The sequence below is a fragment of the Rhodococcus sp. KRD197 genome, assembly GCF_017168235.1.
Classification (GTDB): Bacteria; Actinomycetota; Actinomycetes; order Mycobacteriales; family Mycobacteriaceae; genus Rhodococcoides.
In genome coordinates this window covers 814,796-840,146 of the sequence record NZ_JABFAO010000011.1, presented here as the reverse complement: position 1 = coordinate 840,146, position 25,351 = coordinate 814,796, and the positions used below count along the sequence as shown (strand labels likewise).

Annotated in this window: 24 protein-coding genes; 11 read left to right on the top strand and 13 right to left on the bottom strand. The window is 64.2% G+C overall.

From position 1 onward, the window contains the following. The first annotated feature begins 358 nt into the window (after positions 1-358). A complete protein-coding gene (locus J1M86_RS19720; protein ID WP_182263509.1) occupies positions 359-1,450 on the top strand; it encodes a hypothetical protein in 1,092 nt (363 codons plus the stop codon). Then, entirely contained in the window at positions 1,410-2,204 is a 795-nt protein-coding gene (locus tag J1M86_RS19715) for a transposase (protein ID WP_116058458.1), read from the top strand. Before J1M86_RS19720 ends, J1M86_RS19715 begins: the two co-directional genes overlap by 41 nt. Before the next feature lie 233 nt (positions 2,205-2,437). On the opposite strand, the gene J1M86_RS19710 is transcribed toward J1M86_RS19715, so the two are convergent. After that, positions 2,438-2,986: a recombinase family protein gene (locus J1M86_RS19710; RefSeq protein ID WP_032375677.1), complete on the bottom strand. Its 549-nt coding sequence runs from the start codon at positions 2,984-2,986 to the stop codon at positions 2,438-2,440. 374 nt (positions 2,987-3,360) lie between these two features. Between J1M86_RS19710 and J1M86_RS19705 the strand changes: the two genes are divergently transcribed. Next, a complete protein-coding gene (locus J1M86_RS19705) occupies positions 3,361-4,053 on the top strand; it encodes a recombinase family protein (protein ID WP_206511046.1) in 693 nt (230 codons plus the stop codon). Then, a complete protein-coding gene (locus tag J1M86_RS19700; protein ID WP_206511045.1) occupies positions 3,998-4,459 on the top strand; it encodes a hypothetical protein in 462 nt (153 codons plus the stop codon). Before J1M86_RS19705 ends, J1M86_RS19700 begins: the two co-directional genes overlap by 56 nt. Here the strand turns inward: J1M86_RS19700 and J1M86_RS19695 are convergent. Next, entirely contained in the window at positions 4,456-6,642 is a 2,187-nt protein-coding gene (locus J1M86_RS19695) for a heavy metal translocating P-type ATPase (RefSeq protein ID WP_206511044.1), read from the bottom strand. The genes J1M86_RS19700 and J1M86_RS19695 overlap by 4 nt on opposite strands. Positions 6,643-6,676: 34 nt before the next feature. Continuing rightward, complete coding sequence (locus J1M86_RS19690) at positions 6,677-6,907, bottom strand: heavy-metal-associated domain-containing protein (RefSeq protein ID WP_075837888.1); 231 nt, start codon at positions 6,905-6,907, stop codon at positions 6,677-6,679. A gap of 296 nt (positions 6,908-7,203) precedes the next feature. On the opposite strand from J1M86_RS19690, the gene J1M86_RS19685 reads away from it, so the two are divergent. Both J1M86_RS19685 and J1M86_RS19680 read left to right on the top strand, forming a co-directional pair. Then, positions 7,204-8,163 carry an ATP-binding cassette domain-containing protein gene (locus J1M86_RS19685; protein WP_206511043.1) on the top strand — a complete coding sequence of 320 codons (960 nt, stop codon included), beginning with the start codon at positions 7,204-7,206 and terminating at the stop codon, positions 8,161-8,163. Positions 8,164-8,174: 11 nt separating this feature from the next. Continuing rightward, on the top strand, positions 8,175-8,921 hold the full coding sequence (locus J1M86_RS19680; RefSeq protein WP_075837887.1) for an ABC transporter permease: 747 nt from the start codon (positions 8,175-8,177) through the stop codon (positions 8,919-8,921). Between the two features lie 84 nt (positions 8,922-9,005). Here the strand turns inward: J1M86_RS19680 and J1M86_RS19675 are convergent, their stop codons facing one another. After that, positions 9,006-10,442 carry a GntP family permease gene (locus tag J1M86_RS19675; protein ID WP_206511042.1) on the bottom strand — a complete coding sequence of 479 codons (1,437 nt, stop codon included), beginning with the start codon at positions 10,440-10,442 and terminating at the stop codon, positions 9,006-9,008. A gap of 154 nt (positions 10,443-10,596) precedes the next feature. Between J1M86_RS19675 and J1M86_RS19670 the strand changes: the two genes are divergently transcribed. From J1M86_RS19670 to fabG, 3 genes are all read left to right on the top strand, one after another. Next, positions 10,597-11,532, top strand: coding sequence for a lysophospholipid acyltransferase family protein (locus tag J1M86_RS19670; protein ID WP_206511041.1), 936 nt, complete (start codon positions 10,597-10,599; stop codon positions 11,530-11,532). Between the two features lie 24 nt (positions 11,533-11,556). Continuing rightward, complete coding sequence (locus tag J1M86_RS19665) at positions 11,557-12,294, top strand: 1-acyl-sn-glycerol-3-phosphate acyltransferase (RefSeq protein ID WP_206511040.1); 738 nt, start codon at positions 11,557-11,559, stop codon at positions 12,292-12,294. A 70-nt stretch (positions 12,295-12,364) separates the two neighbouring features. Then, positions 12,365-13,123 (top strand): 3-oxoacyl-ACP reductase FabG, encoded by a 759-nt coding sequence (fabG, locus tag J1M86_RS19660; RefSeq protein WP_206511039.1) that lies wholly within the window; start codon positions 12,365-12,367, stop codon positions 13,121-13,123. A gap of 90 nt (positions 13,124-13,213) precedes the next feature. Here the strand turns inward: fabG and J1M86_RS19655 are convergent, their stop codons facing one another. The 3 genes from J1M86_RS19655 to J1M86_RS19645 all read right to left on the bottom strand — a co-directional run bounded on the left by J1M86_RS19655 (position 13,214) and on the right by J1M86_RS19645 (position 16,098). Next, positions 13,214-14,062 (bottom strand): 3-hydroxybutyryl-CoA dehydrogenase, encoded by an 849-nt coding sequence (locus J1M86_RS19655; RefSeq protein ID WP_307786691.1) that lies wholly within the window; start codon positions 14,060-14,062, stop codon positions 13,214-13,216. A gap of 5 nt (positions 14,063-14,067) precedes the next feature. Next, the gene (locus J1M86_RS19650; RefSeq protein WP_206511038.1) at positions 14,068-15,225 is read right to left on the bottom strand and encodes an acyl-CoA dehydrogenase; all 1,158 of its coding nucleotides are present in this window, start codon (positions 15,223-15,225) and stop codon (positions 14,068-14,070) included. Positions 15,226-15,447: 222 nt separating this feature from the next. Beyond that, positions 15,448-16,098 (bottom strand): TetR family transcriptional regulator, encoded by a 651-nt coding sequence (locus tag J1M86_RS19645; RefSeq protein ID WP_075837809.1) that lies wholly within the window; start codon positions 16,096-16,098, stop codon positions 15,448-15,450. Positions 16,099-16,219: 121 nt separating this feature from the next. Between J1M86_RS19645 and xylB the strand changes: the two genes are divergently transcribed. Beyond that, positions 16,220-17,611 (top strand): xylulokinase, encoded by a 1,392-nt coding sequence (gene xylB, locus J1M86_RS19640; RefSeq protein ID WP_206511037.1) that lies wholly within the window; start codon positions 16,220-16,222, stop codon positions 17,609-17,611. On the opposite strand, the gene J1M86_RS19635 is transcribed toward xylB, so the two are convergent. The 6 genes from J1M86_RS19635 to J1M86_RS19610 form a co-directional block, all read right to left on the bottom strand. Further along, positions 17,608-18,423: an IclR family transcriptional regulator gene (locus tag J1M86_RS19635; RefSeq protein WP_241260213.1), complete on the bottom strand. Its 816-nt coding sequence runs from the start codon at positions 18,421-18,423 to the stop codon at positions 17,608-17,610. The genes xylB and J1M86_RS19635 overlap by 4 nt on opposite strands. 33 nt (positions 18,424-18,456) lie before the next feature. Further along, the gene (locus J1M86_RS19630; protein ID WP_206511036.1) at positions 18,457-19,617 is read right to left on the bottom strand and encodes an enolase C-terminal domain-like protein; all 1,161 of its coding nucleotides are present in this window, start codon (positions 19,615-19,617) and stop codon (positions 18,457-18,459) included. Positions 19,618-19,630: 13 nt separating this feature from the next. Further along, positions 19,631-20,953 carry a sugar ABC transporter substrate-binding protein gene (locus tag J1M86_RS19625; RefSeq protein ID WP_241260212.1) on the bottom strand — a complete coding sequence of 441 codons (1,323 nt, stop codon included), beginning with the start codon at positions 20,951-20,953 and terminating at the stop codon, positions 19,631-19,633. A 26-nt stretch (positions 20,954-20,979) separates the two neighbouring features. Further along, entirely contained in the window at positions 20,980-21,765 is a 786-nt protein-coding gene (locus tag J1M86_RS19620) for a carbohydrate ABC transporter permease (RefSeq protein ID WP_269418155.1), read from the bottom strand. 100 nt (positions 21,766-21,865) lie between these two features. Continuing rightward, positions 21,866-22,813 carry a carbohydrate ABC transporter permease gene (locus J1M86_RS19615; protein ID WP_206511033.1) on the bottom strand — a complete coding sequence of 316 codons (948 nt, stop codon included), beginning with the start codon at positions 22,811-22,813 and terminating at the stop codon, positions 21,866-21,868. Between the two features lie 274 nt (positions 22,814-23,087). Further along, positions 23,088-24,119 (bottom strand): S9 family peptidase, encoded by a 1,032-nt coding sequence (locus J1M86_RS19610; RefSeq protein WP_206511032.1) that lies wholly within the window; start codon positions 24,117-24,119, stop codon positions 23,088-23,090. Positions 24,120-24,165: 46 nt separating this feature from the next. Here J1M86_RS19610 and J1M86_RS19605 point away from each other — a divergent pair, with 46 nt between their 5' ends. After that, complete coding sequence (locus tag J1M86_RS19605; protein WP_206511031.1) at positions 24,166-25,347, top strand: hypothetical protein; 1,182 nt, start codon at positions 24,166-24,168, stop codon at positions 25,345-25,347. Positions 25,348-25,351 lie beyond the last annotated feature (4 nt).

Here is a 25,351-nt window from a genome sequence, read left to right as displayed (position 1 = left end):
CCTGCACCGGGTACCCCCGCATCAGTACCGCACCTGCCGCTGGGCAGTCGATGCATCACCTGTCCGAACGGAATCGACCGCCCCCACGCTGATCACTGCTCCCACACCGCCGAAGCACTTCAACCGATCCGTCACTGCAGCATCATCGAGAAGCCGTCCTCGACACCGGCAGGTCCCGGGCCCGCTGGCTGTGATGTCTTCGCGCTGGCGGCGTCGGCGGGGAGAGGATTTCGCAGTGAGCAGCACCGCTCTCTCCGGGATCGAGGCGACCACCGAATCCGGCCCGCGGTGCTGCACGAAACCTTGGGGCTCCATCGAGCCAGTGGCAATCGGCCCGTGGTTGCCTCACCATGGAGCGGTGACTGCTAAGCGTTGCCGATCCACCGCCGATCCTGCCGAACCCCTTTCCGATGCCGAGCTGCTCATCGGCCTGGTGGTCTCACCATCCCTGAGTGCGATGCTCGGCCCCGAGGTCACCACCTCGGTGCGCAAGATTTTGGTGCAGCGGTATCCGGGAGTGCGCTGGCAACTGAAGATGGCCGAAGACCGGCTGGTCGATCCACCCACCGAGACCTTGGACCTGCTGGAGGCGGCCCGAAACCGCGTGCTGGAGGAGAACTGGGATTTGGCCGTGGTGCTCACCGAGATCCCCCTGAAGACCGGCCGACGTCCGGTGCTCACCCAGTCCTACCCCGTGCACGGGGTAGGACTGGTCTCCGTCCCAACCCTGGGAGCCGTGCACGTGCGGCAGAAGGTGCAAGAGACCACCGTGCACGTGGTCGGGCAGCTCCTGGGCTACGACGCCGAAGACCTCAACGCCCAGCGGGATCTTGCTCGAAGAGCCCACCAGCTGTCCACCGATCTCGACGAACGCCCGGACGACAACGTCGTGCAGTTCACGGCCCGAGTGCTGAGCGGCAACGTGCGGTTGCTGCTGGGCATGATCCGCGCCAACCAGCCTTGGGCCTTCGTGGCCCGGCTCTCCCGGGCGATGGTCGTGGCAGCGGCCACCGGCATGCTGACATTGGTGGCCTCGGACCTATGGGTACTGGCCATGGCCTACGGGCCGGTGCGCCTGGTCCTGCTGGCGGTGATGGCGATCGGGGCGGTGAGTGCCACCCTGATCCTGGGAGCCGACTTGTGGGAGCGCCCACGGCGGCGAGCCCAACGTGAGCAGGTGATCCTGTTCAATTTGGCCACCACCGCGACCGTGGCCATCGGGGTTGTGGTGTTCTACCTCGGCTTATTCATCCTGTCCTGGGTCGGCGCGCTGCTGCTCATCGACGAGCAGGTACTGGCCGGTGTCGCCGGTCACCCAGTGAACGCTTTGGACTACGCGAAGATCAGCTGGCTCACCGCCAGCCTGGCCACCGTGGGCGGAGCACTAGGAGCTGGACTGGAGGACGACGATGTGGTGCGCGCCGCTGCCTACACCCGGTCCAGCACCTGACACAGCCCCAGCACAGAAGAAACTGAAACATCTACGCGTTGATGCCACGTCTATGCAGGTGTCATTGCCGGTCGCGATGACTTGGTGGGCTCAGCGCAGTGCGCTGCCTCGTACTCGGCGGGTGGGGCGTTGCCGAGGCGGGTGTGCGGGCGGGCGCTGTTGTACCTGTCGATCCGGGATCCGCACCGCCCTGCCGGACGCGCGGATCGCAGTCGACAAGTGGCATCTCGTCGCCCTCGCCAACCTCATGGTCACCCAGGTCCGTCAACGGATCACCCGGCAACTGCACGGCCGCCGCGGCACCGCCACCGACAAAGTCTGGGCCAGCCGGCAACTGCTGCTCACCGGCTACGAGCACCTCACCGTGAAGCAAAAGGCCCGGTTCAACGCCGCCCTCGCCGCCGAGGATCCGACCAACGAGATCGCCGCCGCGCATGCCGTCAAGGAACGCCTGCGCCTGCTGCTGGCCGAACACCAGCCGCACCAGATCCGGCGCAGGCTGTACGACTTCTACGACGCCGCCGCCCGCGCCGACATGGAGGAAACCAGCCGCCTGGCGACCACGATCGACACCTGGTGGCCAGCGGTGCTCGTCGCGCTCACCGAGGACGTGACCAACGCCCGCACCGAGGGCTTCAACCGGATCATCAAGCAAACCAAGCGTGTCGGATGCGGCTTCACCAACATGGACAACTACCGAAGGCGCATCATGGTCCACATCGCCCTCACCCGAGGGCAGAGACCAGCAGCATGAAATCAGCACACGCCCCGCTCAAATGCGGAGAGCCACCAATGGTGGGTGGTGTCGTTGTGATCTCTACCGGTTCGGTCATGACGGAATTGAAGCAGACGAATTCTCGTGGCTGATCATGCGTCCATCGATTTTCAAAGTCGTCGATGTGCCCGAGACCCCCACGGTGGCAGCTTCGGAAGTTGACTCGCATCGGCCCGGCGGGCCATGTGCGAGAAACGGCGATTGGCGGTGGGCTATTTCAAGTGCCGGTACAGCGTCGATCGCGACACTCCGAGCACTTCTCGGATGTCGGTGAGTGACATTCCGCCGGTGCGCATTCGCTTCGCTTGTTTGATTTGCGTCCCGGACATCGCCGGTGGTCGTCCACCGAGTCGCCCTTGGGCGCGTGCCACTGCCAGTCCGAGGTTGGTGCGTTCGCGGATGAGGTTGCGTTCGAATTCCGCCAATGCTCCGAAGATGGAGTAGATCAGCTTTCCGCCGGAGGTGGTGGTGTCGATCGCTTCGGTCAGCGAGCGGAATCCGACGCCATCGACGTCGAGCTGCTCGACCGTTTCGAGGAGATGGGGGAGTGAACGCCCGAGACGGTCGAGTCGCCACACCACTAGTGTGTCGCCGCGCCGCAGATGCGAGAACAGATCCGACAGCTGCGGCCGAGACGTCGTCGCACCCGACGCAGTTTCCGTCCACACTCTCGAACACCCGGCAGCGCTCAAGGCTTCGCTCTGCGCGTCGGCGCTCTGATCGGTCGTCGACACCCTCGCGTAGCCCAGAAGTTCTCCCACAGGGTCGAGTGTGTCACAACTCGTCGTAGGGACACATTTCGGCGTGTCGGTTTTGAACATGAGTTCTGACACACACGCTCATCGTCCTTGCCGTGTCAAATCCAGGACGTGTCTAAAACGAACGTTTAAGACGCATAGTCGGAGTGGGTGGACTTTGGATGTCCGATCGGGCGCGCCGAGAAGCATTCAGTAGCAAAATCTAGTTTTACAGCTAGATTCTCTAGGGGAGTCCAGTGCAGTCCACTTCTGAACTCGTGCACTCGTGTTCTGAAACTGACAATCGGTCGACGCTCCGACCAGCCTGTCGGTGTCCTGATAGATAGTGTTGCAAGTAATTCCGATTTGATCGCATATTTCGAGACGGAGGGCTTCAGGTGGACGAAAACCTGATCGGGTACGCCCGATGCTCCACGCAAGGACAGGACCTGCGAGCGCAGCGCACAGCCCTCCGCAAGCTCGGCGTTGACACCGGCAGCATCTACACCGATCGCGGCTACACCGGACGCAACCGCAAACGGCCCGGCCTGACCGACGCGCTCGCAGCAGTGGAGGAGGGGGACACGCTGGTAGTCACCAAACTGGATCGTCTAGGCCGCTCGGTGGCCGACTTGCATGCAATCGTCGGTGAACTCGACGCCAAAGGCGCGCGTCTGATCTACGGTGGGCAGGTCTACAACCCCGGCGATCCAATCAGCAGGATGTTCTTCACCGTCCTCGGCGCTATGGCCGAGTTCGAGGCCGATCTGACCCGTGCTCGCACCCGCGAGGGAGTCGCGATCGCCAAGGCGGAAGGCCGAATGACCGGCCGCAAGCCCAAACTTACTGCGCTGCAACATGAACGCATCCTCGAAGACTACGAGTCCGGTAAATACGGTGCTGCTGCGCTCATGGATCTCTACGGGTTGAGCCGGTCGGCTGTCTACGCCGCGCTTGTTCGCGCCCGCCAGCATCGCGATTCCCCACCCCATGATCACCGCCAAACTCGGACTCAATGTGGTGAACCGCGACTCCATGAGGCTCCGCAGCTTCGTTCCCGCCGTTCACGGGTTCCTGGACACCATCCGTGACGGCCACCCCACCGCGCCGCTGCTGCTGATTTCACCCATCCAGTGCGCGATCCACGAGGACACGCCAGGCCCCGGCGCGATCGATCCGAACACGCTGGGCACCGACTCGGTGCAGTTCGTTGCGACCGGATCGAAAGGTGATACCGCCCTGGGGCGCTTGACACTTCGGGTCATTCGGGACGCCTTGATGGAGATTGTCGACAGCAGGTCCGACGATCCGAACCTGCACTACCTCGACGGTCGCGCACTTTACGGCGAAAGCGACGCACAGTGCTATCCGCTCCCCGATGGCCTGCACCCGGACACAGACACGCACGCCCTCATGGGAAAGCGCTTCGCGGACAGAGTATTTGGTCCGGGAGGGGCGTTCGGGAAAGCTCGTCCCCGAGCGGCTGCCACCCACTAGCGCCGGTTGCCAGCCTTGTTTCGCCGAATCCTCACACCGGACGCAGGCTTGTCGGCGGCGCCGGCACGCTCAGCGAAGGACCCTGGGGTCAAGTCGAGCCGTCGCAGCAACTGCGCGTTGGCCGCGACGATGACCGTCGACAGCGACATCAGGATCGCTCCGATCGACATCGGCAGCACGAATCCGACCGGTGCCAGCACTCCTGCCGCGAGCGGAACGGAGATGAGGTTGTATCCCGCAGCCCACCAAAGGTTCTGCTTCATCTTCCGGTAGGAGGCTTGAGAGAGTTCTATCACCGACAGCACTGATCGTGGGTCGTCGCTGGCTAGGATCACTCCCGCCGACGCGATCGCAACATCAGTACCCGCGCCGATCGCGATGCCGACGTCGGCTTGCGCGAGCGCGGGTGCATCGTTGACTCCGTCGCCGACCATTGCCACGGTCCGGCCTTCTCGTTGAAGATCAGCGACTTTCTGGGATTTGTCTTCCGGTTTGACTCCCGCGAAGTAGCGATCAGCACCGAGTTGGCTGGCGACGGATTTCGCGACTGCATCGGCATCGCCGGTGATCATGACCACCTCGATCCCGCGGGCGTGGAGCGCGTCGATCGCCGCGGGTGATTCCGGCCGGATCTCATCGGCCAACGCGAGCGCGCCGATCACGGCGCCGTCTGCGAGAACGTGGAGGATGATCGCCCCGTCGCCGCGCCACCGATCAGCGACCGCAAGTTCGGCCGCATGCTCCTGCTCGAGAACCGCCGGCCCGCCGACCTGGATCCGGGTTCCGTCGACGTCAGCGGATACCCCGACAGCTGGCGACGACTGGAAGTCGGAGGCGTCCGGGACGGTCAAGTGCCGTTGCCGTGCGGCGTCGACGATGGCGCGTGCCAGAGGATGCTCGGAATCGGCCTCAGCTGCCGCGGCCCACGCGAGGACCTGATCGGCGGTGCGGCCGTCGGTCACCTCGATCGCGGTGACGGTGGGTTCGCCTTTGGTCAGTGTTCCTGTCTTGTCGAACAGCACGGTATCTACCGTCCGCATGGTCTCGAGGGCCAGCCGGTCCTTGACCAGAATGCCGCCTCGGGCGGCTCTTTCGGTGGCGATGGAGACCACCAAGGGAATGGCCAGGCCGAGGGCGTGCGGGCAGGCGATGACCAACACGGTGATCGTCCGGATGATCGCATAGTCGGGCATTCCGAACAGCGTCCACACGGTGGCGGTAACGACTGCTGCGCCGAGTGCGAACCAGAACAACCACCCCGCTGCGGTGTCCGCGATGCGTTGGGCGCGTGAGGTCGAGTTCTGGGCGTCGGCGACCAAGCGGCCGATCCCGGCGAGGGTGGTGTCCTCCCCTACTGCGGTGACCTGGACACGAAGTCCGGAATCGGTGGCCACCGTCCCAGCTACGACCGCCTCGCCCTCGCCGCGGCGGACGGGGCGCGATTCACCGGTGATCATGGATTCGTCCATGCTCGCCGTTCCGGAAACGATGGTGCCATCGGCGGGCACTCGTCCGCCGGGGCGGACGATCATGACATCGCCGAGCTGCAGCTGGTCTGGAGATACCGACACCACGTCGTCACCTTCGACCCGTTCGGCGGTGTCGGGTAGCAGCGCTGCCAGTGAGTCCAGAGCAGAGGTGGTCTGAGCGAGCGACCGCATTTCGATCCAATGCCCGAGCAGCATGATCACGATCAGCAGGGCCAATTCCCACCAGAAGTCGAGCTGATGGTCCAGGACGCCGAGGCTTGCTCCCATCGACGCGACGAATGCGACCGTGATCGCCAATCCGACAAGAAGCATCATTCCTGGTGTACGCGAGCGTATCTCGCTGACTGCGCCGGTGAGGAACGGCGATCCGCCCCAGGCGAACATCACTGTGCCCAGGACTGGGGAAATCCAGTTGATCCACGACGCGTCGGGCAGCGAGTAGCCGACCAGCATCGCGAACATGTTGGAGGCGAGGACCACCGGGACGGCGAGGACGAGCATGAACCAGAAAAGCCGTCGGAACATGCCGACGTGATCACCGTGCCCATCATGACCGCTGTGGCCGGTGTGCTCGCCATGTTCGGAGTGGGCTGCGCTATGTGTTTCGTGACTTGCCTCATGCCCGCTGTGTTGCAGCGTATTCGGCTGGTCTGCCTGTCCGGAATCGACGTCCGGATTTGTGTGGTTGTTCATCGTACGAGTCCTAACCGTCCAACTAGTTCGATGGCTATGGGATGCGCGGATCTGCGGGGGCCGGTTCGGCGGAGTATCCGGCTTCACGAACGGCGGCGATGACCTCCGCCTGATCTAGATCGGCGACACCTGTCACCGTCAGCGTTCCCGCCGACGCCGATACGGTCGCTGACTCCACTCCAATCACTGCACTGACTTCTTCGCGGACCGATGCCTCGCAGTGACCGCAGGTCATGCCGCTGACTCGGTAGTTCGTGTTCGTCATGCTTGCTCCTTCATAGGGTGCCATACCCCCTAGGGGTATCTACGTCGCATGTCGGACCATACCCCCTCCCCGTATCTTTGGAAAGGGAAACTTTCTGACGGCCTTGAAGGAGAAATCGTCGAGCCTCGTCGACCACGCCGAGCGCCCGCGACGGATTCTCTGGAGAGCGAGGAGACCGATTGGTCGCCGCCCTCGCACAGGAATCGGGTCGACAATTGCGGACCGAACCTGACCTCGATTGTCCATAGCGTCACCGTCGTACCGAAGAACACGACGCACGAGGGGCGAGGCGCACGATGATCCACACGACAGGGTTGACCAAGACATTCAGCAGAGGAAAAGCGACGGTGGAGGCCGTTCGCGATATCGATCTGCACGTGAAGAAGGGCGAATTGGTTGCACTGCTGGGGCCGAACGGCGCAGGGAAGTCGACGACGCTTCGCATGCTCACGACACTGCTGGCACCGACATCGGGATCGGCGACGGTCGCAGGCCACAGCGTCACCACCGAGCGCGACGCCGTGCGGCGCAATCTGGGATACGTCGGACAAGGCAACGGCGGTGGGCACAATCAGCGAGTCCGCGACGAGTTGATAACGCAGGGTCTGTGCTACGGGCTCTCGAAGCAACAGTCCGGCACGCGAGCGGACGAATTGTTGGCTGCGCTGGAACTGTCCGACCTGGGCAGAAGGACAGTATCGACGTTGTCAGGAGGGCAGCGTCGTCGGCTGGACATCGCTATCGGACTGGTGCACCGACCGCCCCTGTTGTTCCTCGACGAGCCGTCGACCGGCATGGACCCGCAAAGCCGAGCAAACCTGTGGGAGCACATCCTTCGACTTCGCCGGGAGATGGGCACCACCATCGTGCTGACGACGCACTACCTGGACGAGGCCGACTCGATGGCCGAGCGGGTCATCGTCATCGACAAGGGATCGGTCATCGCCGACGACACCGCCGATGCCCTCAAAGCCGAGCTCGCTGGAGATCTCGTCACACTCACCGCCGAGAGCAGAGACGCCGCGGAGTCCCTCGCGTCGATCGTGGGACGTCTCGACCTCGTGCGCGATGTGACGGTGTCGGGGAGTCGGCTCAATATTCGCGTGGCTCGGGCCGAGAAGGCATTACCGGAGCTGATCCGGCTGAGCGAACGCCACGGGATCGGTATCGAGGCTGCCGACATGTCTCGGCCGACCCTCGACGACGTCTTCCTCGGCCTCACCGGCCGCAGTCTCCGCGAAACCGCAGCAGCGTAGGGGTGAAGAACATGAACGTATTGAGTGGAAGTGCCATCGTGATGACCCGGGAACTGCGCCCCACAGTGCGCGATCCCTTCACCGTCGTATTCAGTCTGACCCAACCATTGATACTGCTGGCCCTCTTCGGGCCGCTGCTTACCGACGTGCCCGGCCTCGGTGACGGAAACGTCTGGGACTGGTTCGTCCCTGGGGTGCTGGCGATGATCGCAATCTTCGGCACCTCGATGACGGGTTCGAACCTACTGACGGAGCTGCACGACGGATCGCACGAGAGAATGCTCGTCACGCCGCTGCCGAGGTCGTCACTGCTGATCGGCCGGGCCGTCAAGGAACTGGTTCCGCTTGCTGCACAGGCGGTTCTGATCATTCTCGTCGCGCTGCCGCTCGGTCTGTCGGTCAACCCGATCGGCGCGGCGATCGGCATCCTGATACTGGGCGTGTTCGGCATCGGGCTCGGTGCGCTGTCCTATGCTCTTGCACTCGCAGTGCAGGCGCAGGATTGGGTTTTCTGGGCAGTACAGCAGACCCTGATGTTTCCGCTGCTGATCCTGTCCGGCACCATGCTGCCCCTCGACAATGCCCCCGGATGGATGCAGTTTCTCGTCGACATCAACCCGCTGGGCTACGTCGTCGACGCCGAACGGGCGCTGTTCGCAGGCGACTTCGCGAGTCCGACGGTACTTCACGGCGGCGTCGCGGCGGTGACGGTTGCCGCGGTGGGCCTGGGCGTCGGGGTTCGTGCGATGCGGCGCTGATTGATTCGGAAACGTTCACAACGCCACCGTGTGTTTTCAACCGACGGTGGCGTTGTGAACGAATGCTGGGTGTGTGAACAGTCGCTAGAACACCACCCACAGCAGCGAAGCCAGAGCGAACACCGCCAGTCCGAGCGTCGTCTCCATGACCGTCCACGTTTTGAGCGTCGTCTTCTCGTCCATGCCGAAGAACCGGCTGACGAGCCAGAAGCCGGAATCGTTGACGTGGGAGAGCACGGTGGCGCCCGCGGCGAGTGCGAATACCAGCAACGCGACCTTGAAATTGCTGAGATCCTGCTCGCCCACCTGGACTGCGATGAGACCTGCAGTGGTGGTCAACGCGACGGTCGCCGAACCCTGGGCCACGCGCAGTGCGGTGGCGATGAGGAACGCCTGCAGCATGAGCGGCAGTCCGAGATCCGAGAGCGAGGACGTGAGCGACTGGCCGATACCGCTGGCTCGCAAGACTCCGCCGAACATGCCGCCGGCGCCGGTGATGAGAATGATCGAGCAGACCGGTCCCAGAGCCTGATCCATGTACTTCGCTGCATCGGCCACGGGGAAGCGGCCCGGTGCCAGCAGGAACAGCGACAGCAGCACGGTAATGAGCAGGGCGATCGGAGTCTGACCGATGAGTGTGAGCGCGGCCGCCCATGTCGAATCGCCGTCCACCACGCCGGCCGCTGCCAGGGTGTTGACGCCGGTGTTCAACGAGATGAGTACAAGTGGCGTCAGGAGAATGAGCAGGACGGTGCCGAATTTCGGCGACGGCTCGAATCGCACCGGTGCGTTCGGGTTCTTGCTTCCGTCACCGTCACCGTCACTGTCACTGTCGCCGCCGCCACCTGTCATGGGGCCGGCGAACAGATCGACCGTAGTGACCTGGAAGCGTCGTCCCAACGCGGTGCCGACGAGGTAGGAGCCGACGAACCACGACACCACGGCGACCGGAACACCGACGACGAGCGCAGTGCCGATGTCGCCGCCGAGCAGTTCCGTCGCTGCGACGGGACCGGGATGCGGCGGAACGATGGCATGCATGGCAGCGAAGGCGCCTGCTGTCGGCAGCGCGTACAGCAGCACGGAACCGCCGAAGCGTCGGGCGACGGTGTAGATGATCGGTAGAAAGACCACGAGCCCGGCGTCGAAGAAGATCGGGAAGCCGAAGATGAGGGCTGCGACACCGAGTGCCAGTGGCGCTCTTTTCGCGCCGAAGCGGTTGATCAGCGTGTCCGCCAAAACTTGTGCGCCACCAGTTATTTCGAGTAGTCGCCCAATCATGACGCCGAGGGCGACCAGTAGCGCGACCGAACCGAGGGTGGAGCTGAAGCCTGACATCAAGGCGTCCGGAACGTCGGCTAGGGGAATCCCGGCCACGACAGCGGTGACTGCGCTGACCAGGACGAGGGAGACGAAGGCGTGCAGCTTGACCTTCATGATCAGGAAAAGTAGGACCGCCACAGCGGCGGCAGCTATCAACAGCAAAGTGGTCGTACCGTATGCCGGTTCGATCGGATCCATGACTACCTCGTTCGTTCGGCTCGAAATTCGACCCTATCGAACATGCACGGTGTCGCGGGGGGTTTGAAATCCACCCGTGGAACTGTGCGCCCGACCAGAAAAGCCGGTACATCCGTACGGGTTTATCGAGGCCAGGGAGGGGTACGTGCCTGTCATGAGTGATGCAGATCACCGGACAGACGGTGTGCGTGAACAGGCCCAACGACATGCCGCGGCGGCCAGGATGAAGATGAAACACCGGCGCGAGCAGCAACGTGGGGGACTGGGGGGATATGTCGCCGAGCATGCAGGCGACTGGAGTCTCGAGGATCAGAACACCGCGGCGATGGACCGTCAGGTGAGGTTCTGGCGGATCATTACCGACAAGTGGTTCCGGATGGAGATCGACGGGTGGGAGAACATCCCCGAGCCGCCTGTCCTGGTCGTCGGAGTGCACTCGGGTGCGCCGTTCGTATGGGACGCATGGACTGTCGGTGCGCAATGGTGGCGCCGATTCGGTGAGAAACGGACCCTGCACGGAACGGCGCACGACGCTTTGATGGCGTTTCCGGTGATCGGACGGGTGTTCCGATCCATGGGTGTGCTGCCTGCAGCGCCTGACTCGATGGCGACGGCCCTGGCCGAGGGACGCGATGTCATCGTCTGGCCGGGCGGAGAGGTGGACTCGCTGCGGCCGTGGAGCGAACGCGACGTCGCTACTCTCGGTGGGCGCACCGGATTCATCCGTCTCGCCATCCGCATGGGGGTGCCGATCGTGCCCGTCGCGACCGTCGGTGGGGCCGACGCGATGCCCGTTCTCATTCGGGGCGACAAGCTCGCGCGCACGCTGAAGCTGGACCGATTCGCTCGCTTGAAGGTCTTTCCGATCGCACTGTCGCTGCCCTGGATCATCGCGCCGGCTGCACTTCCGCAAATCCCGCTACCCGCCAAGATCCGTACCCGTTTCATGCCGCCGGTCATCGTCGAGCACGACACCGAACTGTGCGAAAACGAGGAGTACGTCGAGGCGAAATACAACGAGGTGCGTGAGCGGATCCAGGACGGCATGGATGCACTCGCAGCCAAGCGCAAGTTCCCGCTCTTCGGGTAGTAGCGGTAGCGCTAAGCTCACCTCATGGATCGACCTGCGGTAGTACTGGAGAACGAGGAAGCCGTCTACGACTTCTACCTGCGCCATCAGCAGAACCGTCAGGTGGCGCGGGTCGCCTACGCAGCACTTGCCCAGCGCTTCAAACCGCGGGTGAGTTATCCCGACGGTGCACGAGAAGATCTGCGCCGGCTCATCTACGACGACACCAGGATCATCATCGCGGTCAATCACCTGAGCGAGACCGATCCGTACACGGTTGCAGCGACAGCGTGGGCGAGTCCGTTGCGCGCTGTGATCGGCAGGACCCGGGTGTTGGCGAAGGATGAACTCTTCCAAGAACCCAAGCAGCGCAGGCGAATCGACATGATGGGCGGTATCCCGGTCTTCCGCGGAAAGAACCACGGAATGCGCGCAGTGAACGCTGCAGGCAAGGCGATGATGGATGTCAGTGCCCAACGCCTCCAGCGGGGCGACGATCTCGCTGTCTTCCCGGAGGGCACGTGCAACCTCGAGGACCCGACCAAGGTTCAGCACGTCGGCAGCGGACTCGGCCACATCGTGGCACGCGCTCGAGAACGCGGCGTCGAACCGGTGCTGGTGTGCGTGGGTCTGAGCTACGGACCCGGCAGTGAAAGGCTCAAGTCGGCCAGCGTTTACATCGACAACCCGATCACCGAGCTTCCAGCCAAGCCGATCGCCATCACCCGCGTCGTCACAGACGCAATGCAGAAGGCGCTGGACGGCGCGGTGGCCGCCTACTGAACCGTGCCGCAGGTATTGGTAGAAACAATTCTCGGACGTTCTCATCGATCGCAACTACCAGGAGCAGCCCATGAGTGATGCAATCAAAACCGCCGTAGTGACCGGAAGCGCACGTGGCATCGGCGCCGCAGTCGCCCGACGTCTCGCACAGGACGGTTTCGGCGTCGCCGTCGTCGATCTGGACGAAGCGGCCTGCGCAGACACGGTCCAGGCCATCAAGTCCGCAGGCGGTCAAGCCATCGCCATCGGCGCCGACGTCGCCGACGAGGATTCGGTCAAGGCCGCAGTGGACCGCATCGCGTCCGAGTTCGGCGCCCCGACCGTTCTCGTCAACAACGCGGGAATCACTCGTGACAACCTGCTGTTCAAGATGACCGTCGGCGACTGGGACTCCGTGTTGGGTGTTCACCTGCGCGGATCGTTCCTCATGACCCGCGCGATCCAGAAGCACATGATCGACGCGAAGTGGGGACGCATCGTCAACCTGTCGAGTACCTCGGCACTCGGCAATCGCGGCCAGGCCAACTACTCCGCCGCCAAGGCCGGTATGCAGGGCTTCACCAAGACCCTGGCGATCGAGCTCGGCAAGTTCGGCGTCACCGCCAACGCCATTGCACCCGGATTCATCGAGACCGAGATGACCGCGGCCACGGCCGAACGCGTGGGAGTTCCATTCGAGGACTTCAAAGCCGCTGCCGCCGCACAGATTCCGGTCAACCGTGTCGGACATCCCGACGATATCGCGCACCTCGCATCGTTCTTCGTCAGCGAGGGCGCGGGCTTCATCTCCGGCCAGGTCGTCTACGCCGCAGGCGGCCCGAAGGACTGATTGCGCACTACCCCTCCCCGACGGCATGAATGGGCCATTGCAACTGTCTAGGCGTTGCAATGGCCCATTCATGCCGAACAGGGGGAGGGTTTACGAGTACGAGTAGAACCCCTTGCCGGACTTGCGTCCGAGCATCCCGGCGTCGACCATGCGCTGGAGCAGAGGGGGCGGCGCGTAGTGCGGCTCCCGGAACTCGGCGTACAGGGATTCGGCGACGGCCAGGGTGACGTCGAGTCCGACCGTATCGGTCAGACGCAACGGGCCCATCGGGTGTGCGCACCCGTTGACCATCCCGTCGTCGATGTCCTCCGCACTGGCGAAGCCGGATTCGAGCATCCGGATTGCCGACACCATGTACGGGATCAGCAGTGCGTTGACGATGAAACCGGCGCGATCTCCGGCCCGAATCGTCTTCTTGCCCAGTGTGTTCGACGCGTAGTCGGTGACTGCGGCGACGGTTTCCTCGCTGGTCACGAGGCTGACGACGATTTCCACCAGCGGAAGCACCGGCACCGGGTTGAAGAAGTGAACCCCGACTACCTTGTCGGGACGCTTCGTGGCGTTGGCCATCTTGATGACCGGAATCGACGACGTGTTGGTCGCCAGAATTCCCTCGGGCTTGACGATGGAATCGAGCTTGCCGAACAGGTCGAGCTTGAGCGACTCGATCTCGGGAGCTGCTTCGACGACGAGATCGCGATCGGCGAAATCGTTCATGTCGAGCGTCAATGTGATTGCTGCGCGTGCCTTTTCGGCTGCATCCGCCTCGATCCGACCGGACTTGACGGCCCGAGCGAAAGACTTGTCCAGCCGCGCCTCGGCAGCGTCGGCCGTGGCCTGGCTGGTTTCGAGAATCAGCACGGAACTACCGGAGCGAGCGCACATCTCGGCGATCCCGGCTCCCATGGTGCCGCCGCCAATGACGCCTACGCGGTTGATGTCGCTCATTTGAGCAGCGCCCGGGACATGACGACACGCTGAATCTGGTTGGTGCCCTCGTAGATCTGCGTGATCTTGGCGTCGCGCATCATTCGCTCCACCGGGAAATCGGTGGTGTAGCCGGCGCCGCCGAAGAGCTGCACGGCGTCGGTGGTGACCTCCATGGCGACATCGGATGCGAAGCACTTCGATGCTGCGGAGATGAAGCCGAGGTTCTTCTCGCCGCGCTCGGCGCGTGCTGCGGAGTGGTAGACCATCAGGCGCGCTGCCTCGACCTTCATGGCCATATCGGCGAGCATGAACTGTACTCCCTGGAAGCTGCTGATCGACTGACCGAACTGCTTGCGGTCCTTGGTGTATTCGATCGCGGCGTCGAGTGCACCCTGGGCCAAGCCCACTGCCTGGGCGCCGATGGTGGGACGAGTGTGATCGAGGGTCTGCAGAGCGGTCTTGAAGCCCGTGCCGGGCGCGCCGATGATGCGGTCACCGGGGATCTTGCAGTTCTCGAAGTACAGCTCGGCCGTCGGGGAGCCCTTGATGCCGAGCTTCTTCTCCTTCGGGCCGACGATGAATCCCTCGTCGTCCTTGTGCACGATGAACGAGGAGATTCCGTTGGCGCCCTTGTCCGGATCGGTCACTGCCATGACGGTGTACCAATCGGACTTGCCGCCGTTGGTGATCCAGCACTTCGAGCCGTTGAGAACCCAGTCGTCACCGTCGGCCGCGGCGCGGGTGCGCATGCTCGCGGCGTCGGATCCGGCCTCACGTTCGGAAAGTGCGTACGACGCCATGGCGCCACCGGCGAGGGTAGGAAGGACCTGCTTCTTGAGCTCGTCGGACCCCGCGAGGATCAGGCCCATCGTGCCGAGCTTGTTGACGGCGGGGATCAGCGAGGACGAGCCGCACACGCGGGCAACCTCTTCGATGACGATGCACGTGGCGACCGAGTCTGCACCCTGACCGTCGTACTCCTCGGGCACGTGGATGGCGTTGAAGCCGGAGTTGTTCAGAGCCGTCAGCGCCTCCTCCGGGAAGCGCGAGTTCTCGTCCACGTCCTTGGCGTACGGCGCAATCTCTTTCTCCGAGAGCGCGCGGATGGCCGAACGCAGCTCGTTGTGCTCGTCGGGTAGCTGAAAGAGATCGAAGTCAGGATTTCCGGCCATGATGCCACTCTCCTAGGGGCTCGGTGTCGGTGCGCGGCACTCGGTGCCACGCCTGGGTCGATGATACTCGGGTGGTAGTGCGATGACAAGGGTCCAGTGGCACTGAGTGCCAGCGGGTGGCCGTCTACTTCGGCATGAATGGACCACCGCAACGGTTAGACGTTTGCAATGTGCCATTCATGCGGGAAGGGGGCGGTGCGGGAAGGGGGCGGTGCGGAACCGTCAGTCCAGGTGCTCGGACAGCGCGTCGGCGACGGTCGCAAGCGAGGTTCCGCGGGGGAAGACGGCGACGACGACCTGGTCGGTACCGATGTGGAAGTCGGCGCGCAGTTTCTGCAGGGCGCTCTGGAGGTCTTCGCGGCTGGTGGGGACCCCGTCGCGGATCATGCGCCGCAGAATGTAGTTGTGCGTCGCCGTCACCGACGCGGTGAACTGCAGAATGTGCAGGTGTGAGTGCGCCGGCATCGCTCGGCGAAGGTAGTTGACGAACAGGCGGTCGTACCGGAACACCGTGACGATTTCGCGGTCGCGTAGCGCCGGATTCTCGTGCACCACCTTGTATCGGAGCTCGGCGTGCTCGCGCCAGCCCGAGAAGCGGTCGAACACCAGTTGGGCTGCATCGCAGACTGCCACCCACGGGTCGGGGTGGGTCTGTTCGAGGAACTCCGCGGCGCGCGCGAGCAGAATTTCGTGGTCGGCGAAGATGACATCGTCCTTGCCGCGAAACTGGCGAAAGAACGTTCGGCGGGAGATCCCGGAGGCCTCGGCGATGTCGTCCACGGAGGTGGCCTCGTATCCGTTGGCGGCGAAGAGGTCGAGGGCAGCCTTCGCCACGGACAAGCGAAACGCATCGGAATCCTCGGAGTCGCGCATAGTGCACGAACGTAGTCCAGTTTGCGGTTGCTCGGTTGCTACCGCTGAGTACGCCGGGCTCGAAGGCATAGAAACGGTAGGGTCGAGCGGACAACTTATCCACCGGAAGGGATGCAAGTCTTTGGCTCTCGTCGCAGGAATCGACTCCTCCACGCAATCGTGCAAAGTGTTTGTCCGAGATGCCGATTCGGGTGCGCTGGTCCGCAGTGGCCGAGCCTCGCATCCCGACGGGACCGAGGTGGATCCGGCCGCGTGGAGATCTGCGCTCGACACCGCTATCGCCGACGCCGGCGGTCTCGACGACGTGGACGCGGTAGCCGTCGGGGCACAACAGCACGGGATGGTGTGCCTGGACGAATCGGGGGACGTGGTTCGGCCTGCGTTGCTGTGGAACGACACCCGGTCGGCGAAGTCCGCGGAAGATCTCGTCGCCGAACAGGGCGGTGGGCAGGCCTGGGCGGACGCCGTCGGCGTCGTCCCGTTGGCCGCCATCACCGTGAGCAAGTTGAGGTGGCTCGCCGACAACGAACCCGGCAACGCGGACCGCACCGCAGCGGTCTGTCTCCCACACGACTGGTTGAGTTGGCACCTCGGCGGTGCCGCGAACCTGGACACTCTGGCGACGGACCGTGGTGACGCCAGCGGCACCGGCTACTTCTCCGCGGCGACAAACAGTTATCGCGAGGATCTGCTCGAGCTGGCTCTGCGTGGGCGTCGGCCGCGCTTGCCCAGAGTGGCCGGACCGTCCGAGCGAATCGGCCAGACGGCGTCGGGAGCAATCATCGGACCGGGTACAGGCGACAACGCGGCCGCGGCGCTCGGGCTTGCCGCGCAGGTAGGTGATGTCGTCGTATCCGTGGGCACCTCGGGTGTGGTCTCCGCGGTCACCGACGTCGCGGCGACGGACGCGTCGGGGATCATCGCCGGTTTCGCCGACGCGACGGGGCGGCAACTACCACTGGTCTGCACCCTCAACGCCGCGCGGGTACTCGACGCGACGGCGTCGATGTTGGGCGTCGACCACGACGAGCTGTCGCGGTTGGCGCTGTCGACGACGAGCGACGGATTGGTGCTGGTTCCGTATCTCGAGGGCGAGCGTACGCCCAATCGGCCCGATGCCTCCGGTGCGATTCATGGTCTACGGCTTGGTAATTCGACGCCCGGCCATCTGGCGCGTGCAGCCGTGGAGGGTTTGCTGTGCGGTCTGGCCGACGGCATCGACGCGCTTCGGCGGCAGGGGATCGAGACGCGTCGGGTGTTGCTGATCGGCGGCGGCGCGAAGTCGGCGGCGCTGCGCGAGCTCGCACCGGCGATACTCGGCACACCCGTCGTCGTTCCCGAACCCGGCGAGTACGTCGCCGACGGCGCTGCCCGTCAGGCTGCGTGGGCACTGGCTCAGTCGGCGGAACCACCGCAGTGGGCGTCGGCGCCCGCTCGCACCTACGAGGCCGACCCCACCCCGGCCATCCGCGAGCGCTACGCCGAGGTGCGGGATCTGACGGAAGGCCTCTAACGCACTCCCTCGGCGCGGAGCTCGCGCGCCCAGGATTCGGCGTGCCGGGTCAGCACTCCGGCGATGCGCTCGATTTCGCCGGGGTACGAGGTCACCTCGGCCGGCATGGACACGCTCAGCGCGTCGGTGGCGGGAATTCGGTAGGGCACCACCGTGGCGATGCACACGACACCGACGGTGCCCTGCTCCTGTTCGAGGGACCACCCGCGTTTGCGTACCTCGGCCAGCTCGGCGATCAGGGCGTCGCGGTCGACGATGCTGTTGGGTGTGTACCGCTCGAGCTGGGCGGGGAGAAGCTGCACCACCTCGTCGGTGGTCAGTTCCGCGAGCAACGCCTGTCCCAGCGCGGTGACGTGGCTCGGCAGTTTGCGGCCGACTCGGTGTGTCCGCCGAGTTGCCAGGGTGGAGCCGCGGCTCGCGAGGTAGATGACGCTGCTTTCGTCGCGTCGCGCGAAGTGGACGGTGTGCCGAACATCGGACCGAAGTGATTCCAGGACTTCGTCCGCGCGCTCGACGACGGAGTCCTTGTCGAGGTACGACGTGCCCGCCAGCAGCGCGTGCGTACCGATGCCGTACCTCGAACCCGACTCGTCGGCCTCGATCCAGCGCAGGTCCTTGAGGGTGCGCAGGAGCGCGTGCAGGCTCGATCGTGGGTATTTGCACACCGCCTGGAGTTCGGCGAGGCTCATTCGCGTCGGCGAGGCTGCGAGAGTCTCGAGGATGTGAATGGTGCGCTCGGCCGACTTCACCGGTTGGGATTCCGGTACGGCGCCGGGAATGACATCGTTCACCATGACGACATTGTCCCTCATGTCGAACTTCGTACCACCCACTGCCTTCACGCGTCAGTACTTCTCGACGAGATTGGCTTCGATGTACTCATGCGAGATCGCTTCCCCCAGGCCCGGACGTTCGGGCATGACGACCATGCCGTTGCTGTCGATCGGATCGACGATGGCCTCGAGGTGCGGGGGCACCCAGTCGTAGTCGGTGTGTGGGTGCAACAGTCCGCGCTCGTACCATTGAATGTTCGGCGCACCGCCGACCAGCGCCAGGTTGGGGGCACCGTTGCCGTGTATCTCGCATTCGAGACCGAATCCGTCGGCCATGTGCACCGTCTTGAGCGCCGGGGTGATCCCCCCGCCGTTCATCGCCCCGACGCGCAGGATGTCGCAGGCCTCGTTCACGATCCACTCGGACCTCGACCGGTGACGGCCGGGCGTGGTTTCCGGTCCGATCACCGGCGTATCGATCTGATCGGCGAGCCATTTGTAGGACCGCAGCGAGAACTCGTCCATCGGCTCCTCGAACCAATCGAACCGCAGCCGGTCGAGTTCGCGCCCCAACGTCAGCGCCTCGGTACGCGAGTACCAGTGGTAGCCGTCGAGCATCAGCGAGAAACCCGGCCCGACGGCATCGCGGACCGCCGCGCAGGCGTCGATATCGCGTCGAAGATTCGGCGCTCCGGGTAGTGGCGGCATCCAGGTGTGCAGCTTGATGCCCTGGTAGCCCTTGGCTTTGAGCGCGACGGCGAACGCGGCGTAGTCCTCCGGTGAGGACAGACCGCCCTCGATGTTGTCACCGCACATCGTGCTGGCATACGCCTTGACCTGCGATCGCGCCCCGCCGAGCAGCTTCCACACGGGTGTGTCGAACTTGTTGCCCGCCAGATCCCACAACGCTTGGTCGACGTAGCTCAGCGTGTGCTCCGGCAGTTCGACGGCCCTCGTCCGTTGCCGGATCGCGAACTCCCTGTCGATGGCCTCTCGGGCCAGAGGGTCCCGTCCGATCAATGTCGTCCGGAAGTAGTTCTCGACCTGGTCCTGGCGCAGGTAGTTGGGCTTTCCGAGTGCGTAGCCGCGCACCCCGTCGGAGTCGGTGATCTCCAGTAGAGCCTGGGTCGACTGCACGGAAGGCCCGGGGTGACGGTGCCCGTACGAGTCGACTGCGGTGCGCGCCTCCGTCTTGAACACCTGTACGGATACGTTCTCGATCACGCTGGACATAGTCGGCGATCCCCTATTTGCCCTGACGGGCATCGTATTTGGCCTTGGAACGGTTGAGCTTCTCGGCAAAGTCGTCGGCGAAATCCTGGGCGCTGAGCTGGCCGATCAGTACCTTCTGCCACTGACCGAGCATCTGCACCTGAACGATCTTGCCGAAATCCGGCAGATAGTCCGGGGGAGTGACCAACACCGACGACGGGTCGTCGAGAACATCCTGTGCCGCCTGGACGGAGGGCATCGCGGCGAAGGACGGCGCCGACCGCGCGGATACGCTGACCGGGATCTGTCCGACGTTCTCGTTCCAGTAGGTCTGCGACTCCGCCGAGGTCATGAACTCGAGAAACTTCCATGCGGCAGCCTGATGCTTGCTGCTCTTGAACACCGTGTACGACGGAAACGGGTCTGTCATCACCGTGCGTACGCCGTTGTCGGCAACAGGAAGTGCGACGGCGCCGACGGCATCACCGAGGGCTTTGCGGTGGTTGCTCAGCGAACCGAGGTTGTGCTGCATCATCGCAACGGAACCGCCGCCGAAGCTTGCGACCATCTGCGGGAACCCGTTGTTGACGTCTGCGGTGGGAGTTTCGACGTCGTACAGTGCCGCGAAACGTTCGATCGCGGCGACCATCTCGGGTCGGTTCAGGGTGGATTCGCTGCCGTCGAAGAACTCGTCGATGCCGGTGGTCGCGAACATATGCTGCAGCAGTGGGTAGATCGAACCACCGCCGCCGCGAATGGTGAACCCGTATCGGCCCTCGGATCGGTCGGTGAGTTCCGCTGCGCTGTCGTAGAACTCGTCCCAGGTTTCGGGTGGTTCGATTCCAGCCTCGTCGAACCAGTCGGCGCGATACCAGAGCGTCGCGTTGTTGCTCGTGTAGGGCAGGCCGTACAGGTGGTCACCACCACCGGATTCGATGGCGGACTCGAGGATCTTGGGGTCGTAGTCGTCACGCTGCGGCGACGCTGCCACGAAGTCCTCGAGCGGTATCACGGCATCCTGCGCGACGAGCGGGGCCAGGTACGCGGTGGACACGATCCCGAGGTCGGGTGCCGACCCGCCGGCGAGTGCAGTTTGATACTTCTGCTGAGCGCTGTCCGAGGGCAATCCGACGTATTGGATGGCGATACCGGGATTGGCAGTCTCGAAGCGCCGGATCAACTCCTCGTACAGCGGGGTCCGGTCCGGTCCGGCGTTGTTGTCCCAGAAGGTGAGAGTGCCGCTGTTCGGGTCCCCGAGGGCGCCGTCGGGCAATGCTGTTTCGGAACCGCACGAGGTCAACACGAGAGTTGTCACGGCTCCGATGAGAGTTGTGCGCAACAGCATTCTTCGATTCATGCGTGTGCTCTTTCCATGGTTCATGATCAGCCCTTCACCGCTCCGGCGCTGAGGCCCTGAACAAGGTACTTCTGGATGATCGCGAAGACCGCGACGACGGGGACGGCTGCGATGAGCCCACCGGCGGCGAGGACACCGAAGTCGACGTTGTAGGAGCCGATGGTGTAGCTCAATCCGACTGGGAGAGTGAACTTGTCCTGGCTACTGATGAACATGAGTCCGAACAGGAAGTTGTTCCAGCTGCCGATGAAGGCAAACGAGCCGACTGCGATCAGCCCGGGACGCAGCAGGGGCAACATGATGATGCGGAAGGCCCGCATACGGGAGCATCCGTCGACCCTCGCGGCTTCTTCGAGCTCGACGGGGATCTGCGAGATGAATCCGGCCATCAACATGGCAGCAAGCGGTAGTTGGAAGACGGTATCGGCGACGATGAGACCGAACAGGTTGTCTACCAGTCCCATTTCTCGAAAGACCTGAAAAAGTGGGATGAGCAGCATTGCACCGGGAACGAACTGGCTGCACAGCAGCGCCATCACGAGTGGGATCTTTGCTCGAAACTTGAAGCGTGCCAATGCGTATCCGGTGGCAAGTGCGACGAATGTGGTCAACACCAGCGACAGTGCGGCGACGATCAGGCTGTTCTTGAAGAAGAAGCTGAAACCGAGCGTGTTCCAGACGGTGTCGAAGTGATCGAATGTGATGGGCCACGGAAGCATCGAAGTCGAGTCGGCGGGCCGGAAGGCGAAGACGATCATCCAGTAGAAGGGCACGAGGGTGAACAGAAGATAGAGCGCGAGTGGAAGACCCACGCTGAAGACACGGGGTCTCTTCCGGTGGAAACGAGGTTCGCCCGGGGCCTTCGGGGACGCAATGGGCGTCGGCGGACGTTCTGTCGTAGTAGTCATGTTCTCAGGCCTTGTCGCTGTTGAACTTGCTCAGGCGCAAGTAGAGGATGGAGCAGAACAGCAGGATCACGAATGCCACGGTGGTCAGTGCCGAGCCGTATCCGAAGTCCTGGGCGGTGGTGGCGAGTTGTGAGACATACAGCGGCAGTGTCGTTGTGACGTCGGCGGGGCCACCGGCAGTGAGGGTGTAGAGCAGGTCGACGTTGTTGAACTCCCACACACCTCGCAGCAGGGTCGAGAGGATGATCACGGCCTTGAGGTGCGGGAGGGTGACGAACCGGAATCGCTGCCAGCGGTTGGCGCCGTCGACGTTCGCGGCCTCGTACAGGTCCTTGGGGGCGCTCTGGAGTTCGGCGAGGATGAGGATGGCGAAGAAGGGGACACCGCGCCAGAGTTCGGCAACGCTGGTGGCCCAGAAGGCGGTGTCGGGATCGGCGATGGGGGCGGCAGTTCCGTCGCCGATGCCGATCTCGCCGAGAAGTTTGAACAATCCGGTCGACGGGTTGTAGATGAGTAGCCAGATTCCGGTGGTGAGTACGCCCGAGACGGCCCAGGGGGAGAACACCAGGGCGCGGGCCAGGCCGCGTCCGCGGAACACTTCGTTGACCAGCAATGCGAGACCGAGGCCGAGGATGAGTTGGAAGACGACCTGGACGCCGACCCACTTGGCAGTGACGACCAGGCTGTTCCAGAACATGTCGTCGGCGAACATGAGTCGGAAGTTGTCCAGGCCGGCGAAGCCGTTGTCCCACGGCGTCGTGGGGTTGTAGTACTGCAGGCTGTAGTAGAAGACGCTGCCGACCGGGTAGAAGATGAAGACGGCCAGCAGGATGACGACCGGCGCGATCAAAATATAGGGCGCGGATCTGCGGCGCCTGCGACGGGTGCGACCGGAGGCCGCGGCGTCGGGCGCCTGCTTGCCTCCCGATCTGGGCGGAGTTGTGGTGACCATGGGGGACGCTCCGAGGCTTCGGGCCGGGTGTGGCCGGCGGGTCTGGGTCTTAGCGGTTCGAGCGGGTGAAAGCTCTGCGGTGGAGGAAGATTCAGCGTGGCGGAAAGGTCGGTTGCTCTTGCGTCACGAACCAGGCTGCGTGCGCTGGGTTCGTGTCGTGGTCGCCTTCTTTCGCGGTCCGCGTAAGCGGGTTCACGTATATGAACGCATGCCTACTATGTGAATTTCTGGCTTTACTATGACCGCAGTCACACGCGGTGTCAAGCGTGTGCTGTCAAACATTGTCGACGAGCCAGCGAGCCGCCGCTGACTGCATTGCCGCCGAAAATCTGTGGCGATCGGCGTACCACTCGGTGCTCAACGAATCCGAACCCGTGTACGCGCGCTCGAGGGCGCGCTCGGCCTCGCGCATACCGTCGATACCGAAATGCGAGTCGTACTCGGCGAATTGAACGAGCATCGGCATCGGAGCTGCAGTAGCGGCGATGTCCGGCCAGTCGCCCACGGCCGGTAGTCCTGGGGTGATCATCGCCCAGGTGGTGTCGTCGGCGTGACCGTCCGCGATGTCTTCGAACGTACTCATCATCGCGGTGATCACTGCGGCCTGGACATCGGCACAGGTGAGCAGATGCACCACGCGCGCGCCTCCGCCCGAGAAGCCCGAGATGGCGATGCGGTTCGGGTCGATGCCGGCGGTGGCGCGCAGCACCGCGAGGGCGAGAAGATCCTCACGCAGAATCGTCCCTGCCAGCGGCATGTTTCGAAGAATCGCAGCCTTGGCCAGGCCGTGCTCGTGCTCCCGGGCGGCGGCTTCGTAGCGCTCGCTCTCGTTCTCGAAGGCAAGGCCTGCTCGCTGGGCCCGGGCAGGGAAATCCTGCCAGTCGACTCGGCGACTACCCCACGGAAACACGTCGTGGACCAGGACGGCAAAGCCTGCCTCGACCAGCCCCTCGGCGACGGATCGTCCGTCGTAGCCACGTCTGCGCAACGCGGCTGTCCCTGATGCGATGCCGTCCGGGCCGTCGGCCACCTTCTCCTTGCCGTAGAACTTCACCCCGTCGTGCCCGTGGAGCAGGAGGACGGCGGGCAGATCGGGTCCGGTGTGCCCGGCGGGGCGGAGCAGCCAGGCCTGCGTTCTTGGAGTCCCCCAGGAGAGCTCGACGCCGTCCACTGCGCCGCGGTTCCACGTACGTCCGTGCGTGACACCGGGGGGTTGGATGCCGATCTCGGGGCGCACGCCGAGGGCCCGGCTCGCACGGTCGCGAAGGGTCGACCGTGGACAGTTCGACAGCTCATGTGTTCCCATGTGTGAACTCCATTCTGCCGGTTGAATTTACTCCGAGAGGGCGCCCATGTCCGAGAATCCCGTTCAGCGCATCGTCGCGCACGCCTATCCGTGGGACGTGCTCGGTGATCCGCAGTTCGTCGAGCGAGCGCGTGAGCTGGGGGTTCGCGAAATCGCGCTCGCCGCCAGCTACCACTCCACCCGAGCTGCAACGCCGCTGCACCCACGGCACAAGGTTGTCGATGCTCACCATGCGGCGCTGTATCGGCCCCTCCGCGACGAGGCGTGGACCGGACTCCCGATCACTGCCCGAACCGCGACCTGGGCTGGGTCCGAGGACGCCTTCGGGGACGCAGCTCGTGTGCTCGTGGCGGCGGGAATCGATGTTCATGCGTGGATCGTGCTCTCGCACAGCACGATCCTCGGACACGCGCATCCAGGTGCCACCGTCGTCAACTGTTTCGGAGATCGCTACCCGTATGCGTTGGCGCCCGGCCATCCCGACATCATCGCCTACGCCCGCACGCTCGCAGCCGAGGCCGTCCGCGGCGTCGAGGTGCGCGGTGTGTCCATCGAAGCCTGCGGTCAACTCGGGATCGCCCATGTCGGCCCCCACGAAAAGACCGACGGCGCCTACCCGGGAATCGGCGACACTCTGATGTCGATCGACTGTGCGCCCCGGCAGCTCGCTGCCTGGTCCGAACGTGGGGTCGACGCGGAGAAGGTCGTATCCAAGCTGCGCGACGGTGTCGACGCGTTGACCGGGGGCAGTATGGACCCAGGGTCGACGATCGAGGACGTGCTCAGTTCCGAGGAGGCCAGCGCGGTGCTCGCCACGCGCCACCGCGATGCCGACCACCTGCGTCGGGAGGTCCTGACGGCAGTGCGGCTCGAGGCGCCCTCGGCCCGCGTCACCCTGCACGGACACCCGGACCCGTGGAAGACAGGCCCGTCCCCGGCGCTCACGGACAGTGCTGCGGACCAGGTCGACGCGGTTCTCGTCTCGGCGTGGCCCAGTACCGCCGAAACCGTGTCCGTCATCGAGCGCACACGTGCGAAGGTCGGCGGCGGGGTCGCGGTGGGTGCCTACGTTTCGGTACTGCCGCCCAAGAAGCTCGACGAGATCGGCGATCACGTCGCCGCCGCCGTCGGAGCGGGCGCCGACGAGCTGCACCTCTATCACCTCGGGCTCGTGAACACCCCGCAACTCGATGCGTTGGGGTCGATCATCGCCGGGTATTCCCGCTGACCCC